General features: G+C 43.3%; 4 protein-coding genes. 2 read left to right on the forward strand and 2 right to left on the reverse strand.

The features are described from left to right. Positions 1 to 83: 83 nt before the first annotated feature. Both OEX01_09405 and OEX01_09410 read right to left on the reverse strand, forming a co-directional pair. Positions 84 to 857, reverse strand: a complete 774-nt coding sequence (locus tag OEX01_09405; GenBank protein ID MDH5449198.1) for a CdvA-like protein — start codon at positions 855 to 857, stop codon at positions 84 to 86. A gap of 27 nt (positions 858 to 884) precedes the next feature. Further along, positions 885 to 1541, reverse strand: a complete 657-nt coding sequence (locus tag OEX01_09410) for a Snf7 family protein (GenBank protein MDH5449199.1) — start codon at positions 1539 to 1541, stop codon at positions 885 to 887. A gap of 233 nt (positions 1542 to 1774) precedes the next feature. Between OEX01_09410 and OEX01_09415 the strand changes: the two genes are divergently transcribed. Next, positions 1775 to 1993 carry a hypothetical protein gene (locus OEX01_09415; GenBank protein ID MDH5449200.1) on the forward strand — a complete coding sequence of 73 codons (219 nt, stop codon included), beginning with the start codon at positions 1775 to 1777 and terminating at the stop codon, positions 1991 to 1993. Between the two features lie 131 nt (positions 1994 to 2124). Further along, the coding region (locus OEX01_09420; GenBank protein ID MDH5449201.1) for a DEAD/DEAH box helicase at positions 2125 to 3915 on the forward strand (1791 nt) is incomplete at its 3' end.

The following is a 3915-nucleotide window of genomic DNA, read 5'->3' on the forward strand; positions in this document are numbered from 1 at the left end:
TTACGATAACTTCGTCGATGGGTGGAGGTTTTGAACGAAAGAAGTTTTGAATGTTTCTGTCCCTCCGCCCGCCTTTTCGGTGCTTAAGGACTTGGGTTGTCGACGTTTTTCACGTACACTACGACAGGGGATTCCCCCGAAGGTTCGGGGGATTCGGGGGGTTCTGGAAGCGAGGTGTTTAAGGATTCGCTTGTTGGAGTAGGAAGTGGTTCTTCCTTTTCTTCGGTTTTTTCTTCAATAATTTCTTTTGATGCTTCACCTAGAAGCATGTTGGATAGTTGGTTTTTCAGTATTTCAAAGTCGTTCTTCTCTGCGTTAATTCGCTTAAGTCCTTCTTTCACCATTTCTATGGCGGTTTGATAGGATTCTTCATCGATTTGTCCTATCTCCCGTTCGATCTCCAGATTAATTAAGGCTGAATTGAGCTCTTTAACTCGCTGAGTGCATTGTCCAATTTCTTGCTCAACATCTGTAATAGTGCTTTCTGCTTCTGTCTTCAACTGGTTCAGTGCGCCTTCAAAACTTGAATACAAGTCGCCATACATTTCTTCAGGAATTTTCTTCTTTTCATTCAAGTCTTTTATAGCTTGGGTTTTTCGCCAAAGGAGCGGTATTTGGTTGCAGAAATTGTTAGCCTTCATTCTAAGCGTTGAGAATAACATAATTTCACCGTTCTCTGTCTTTACTTGATCGCTTGAATATCGTGTGATGCGGCCGTCACCGTGTTCTATGAATACGCCGTTTATTCTTCCTCCCGGAGTGACTAGGAACGACGCCATGGTGCCGATGATGTGACCGTATTCGTCCTTCACAGGTTTGCCAAGATAAGTAAAAAGATTGGATGTCGATTCAGACATTGTGAATCACCTGTTTTCCTTGTATGCCTAAATGGTTTTGGTGGGAGTTTTTTCTCCAATTTCTGGGATGCCTGCAGGTAACTCGGGGAATTTCTCTTTGATTTTTTGTTCTGCTACCGAAGATGCTTCTGAAAGGATTTTCTGAGCGTCTTCATTCGCCGTATCAAAGTTTATTGACAATCCTGTGCTTTGACCAGCGTCAATTATTATGCCATTCAACAGAGTTCCTATTTGTCCCAGTTCTCTTTCGGCTTCTGGGAATATTGCTGACATGCCACTCTTTACAGTACGTAGTACTCCGACTGCAGGAGCAAGAGTTGTTACAATATCGCCGAGTTCGGAAACTGTTCTCAACCTAAGTACAATCTGTTCCAAAGCGAGCCTTGCGTGCATTATCATCTTTTCCATTTTTCTTATTTCGGCAAGCTCGTTCGCGAAGACGTTTGCACGGGCCATATCGTGTTTTGTGTAGGAATCAACTATTCTGGCGAATATTTTTTTGTCTCGTTCCGAGAAGCGTTCGCCTGCTCGGTCAAGCCTCTGAACTTGGAGCTCAATGCGTCTGACAGCCATGTCAAGTCGCGGCTTCAAAGGACCTGGCGGCCTCAAAGATTCTTTAACCCTCGTCGTAAATGGTTGACTGTTTGGGGCTTCTTCCCATCGTTTAGCAAATCTTTCTGACATTACTTAATTTACCTCCTAAAGAAAGAGGAAGGTGTTAAAAGTGTATTATTACATTGTTATTATGCACAAAACACCCACATATATATCTGGTAGTATAGGTTATTTCCTAAATGTTTTAGGCTTTAAATTGCGCATTAAAATAGAAGTGAGGTTTGTTTTCTGTTATAGACAGTTTTGTGTCAGTTAGTCTAAAAAGCAGCTTTCTCGTAGTATGCTAAGTCAAGGTGATTAATATGGGTGATAGAATAAGAATGTTTGCCATGTTCGGGTTACTTGGCTTCATTGCAGGAATTGTTGCCAACTTCACGGCAATATACGTTATTCCGGTACTTAGCACACTGGTTTTTCCAGCCATTGGGTTGGATTGGATTCTTTCAGGATTTGCTGGTGCTTTTCTAACAGTTCTGCTGGTAACTGTTTGGGCTTATGTGACTTCGCCTTCCGAACCTTAAACAATTGAATTCGCAACTTCAAATATCCATTTCTCTAACATATCTGAAAGACTCGGTTTTAAGAAGGAACTTCTTCCTTTGCCGAAAGATTATCAGTGAGTATACCAATTTTTAGTATTAGGTTTCTCAATTTGAAGAAAGAAGCCCAAGTTTTCAAACTGTTAGTCAAGCCTGTTCGAGGCGTTTTAGGAGAACTAGGTTTTTCTGAGCCCACAGAGCCACAAGTGAAAGCTATTCCCTTTGTTTTGAAGGGTGAAAACGTTCTTTTGGTAGCACCGAATGGAAGTGGTAAAACAGAAGCAGTTCTCCTACCTATATTCTCAAAAATTCTTGAACAACCAGAAAGACAAGGAATTTCCGTTCTTTACATTACTCCACTTAGAGCCCTAAACCGTGACATGATAAAACGTATGTCTTATTGGGCGTCAAAGCTCGATCTTTCTATACAAGTTCGCCACGGCGACACCGAAACCAAGGTTCGTCGGAAACAGGCAATTCACCCACCTGACGTTCTTGTTACTACGCCTGAGACTCTCCAAGCAATCTTACCCGGCTCACGCATGCAAGAGCATCTAAGCTATGTTTGCTGCGTAGTAATCGACGAGGTGCATGAGTTAGCAACGAATAAGCGTGGAGTGCAGCTTTCTGTGGCTCTTGAGAGACTCTTCGAACTCGTTGGAAAGGATTTTCAGCGAATAGGCTTGTCAGCCACTGTGGAAAACTTGGAAAAAGTCGCCAAATTCGTTGCAGGCACAAGTAGACCAATTAGAATTGTGGAGGTTTCGCTTCCTAAAGGCTACACATACACAATTGAGTACCCAACTCCCACTGACGCAGATTATGATTTAGCTCAAAAACTAAGAACGACGCCTGAAGCTGCCGCAAGAATCAGACATATACTAGATTTAACTAGGAAACATACATCGACACTTATTTTTGTTAACAGCCGAACCAACGCCGAAATGTTAGGACACAGGTTTAGCCTCCTTACAGATGACGTTGCGGTGCATCACGGATCTTTGTCCAGAGAGGAGAGAATGCAAATTGAAGATGAGTTTAAGGCAAACGTTTTGAAAGCTATAGTTTGCACCAGCACCATGGAGCTAGGCATCGATATTGGGCGGGTGGATTTGGTAGTTCAGTATCTTTCTCCGCGGCAAGTAAGCAGCTTGATTCAGAGAGTCGGCAGAAGCGGTCATCGCCTAGACCTTGTTTCAAAAGGCGTTATAGTCACAGCTTTTTCGGAAGATGTTTTAGAATCGTTAGCTGCGGCGCAAAGAGCTCGCAAAGGACAGCTTGAACCCCTTTCGATTCATGAGAATGCATTAGATGTGGTGGCGCATCAAACAGCGGGGATTCTAATTGACAAGAGAACGATTGCAGTCGAAGAAGTTTTGAAGATTTTTCATCGTGCATACCCGTTTAGAAGTCTTTCGAAAGCCAAGCTTTTACAAGTTGCAAATTACCTACATGTATTAAGAGAAGTAAGACTAGAAGGCGAAGTGTTGAAGAAAACTAGGCGAACGCGGGACTATTACTACCGAAATCTCTCCATGATACCCGACGAAAGACGCTACCCCATAGTTGACGTCATCTCTGACCGCAAAATTGGCACTTTAGGCGACGAGTTTATGGCTCTGAGAGCTCGCGTAGGTCTCAGCTTCATATGTAAAGGCAAAGTGTGGCGTATCGTGCAAATGGAAGACGAAACAGGCACCGTCCACGTGGTTCCTTCAGAAGACAAATTCGCAGCCATCCCAGGATGGGACGGTGAAATGCTTCCACTCCCATTCGACTTGGCCAAGGAGGTTGGACGACTACGAGAGGATGCTGCAAAGGAACTGAAGAAGAGCAAACGTGTCGACTTAGCGGCAGAAAAGCTTGCAAAAAAACTTGAAGTAGAGAAAAACGCGCTTCTTGAG

Source organism: Candidatus Bathyarchaeota archaeon, from assembly GCA_029882535.1.
GTDB lineage: Archaea > Thermoproteota > Bathyarchaeia > Bathyarchaeales > SOJC01 > JAOUKM01.